At 69.3% G+C, this 368-nt stretch carries 1 pseudogene; it reads right to left on the bottom strand.

What is annotated here, in order from left to right:
• Window positions 1-274: pseudogene (locus MKK75_RS14870) on the bottom strand (endo-1,3-1,4-beta-glycanase); the annotation flags it as partial.
• Window positions 275-368: the final 94 nt, after the last annotated feature.

The raw sequence follows: 368 nt of genomic DNA, 5'->3' as shown, positions 1-368 counted from the left end.
GCTCGTCGAGATTGAACTCGAAGCCGTGGCGGCCGTCGCCTACGCCCGCCGCCGCGATGTCGGCACGGTACTGCTCGGCCAGCGTCATCGCCACGACCACGCCATCGACCACGATGTCGAGGCACACCGGGGCGTCCGGGTCCGCGGCGTCTTGGGCCCCGCCGGCGATGTACGTGCCAGCACAGCGGTCCATCCACGCCAGGACGGTGCCGAAGTGCATCGGCTCAGTCGACAAGCCGGCCCGGCGGATCAATCGCTCCCCCAGCGCATCCATCCGCGGATCATGGCGGCCGACACGGGTCGCGTAAGGTAAGGGCGTGGTGCTTCCTACAAAGTGGTCGACGCCGCCGCAGCCCTACCAGATGCCC

Origin of the sequence: Methylobacterium sp. J-030 (genome assembly GCF_022829545.1) — a bacterium.
Lineage (GTDB): Bacteria > Pseudomonadota > Alphaproteobacteria > Rhizobiales > Beijerinckiaceae > Methylobacterium.
Note: the sequence above shows the minus strand (reverse complement) of the source record. Positions and strands in the feature narration are given on the sequence as shown.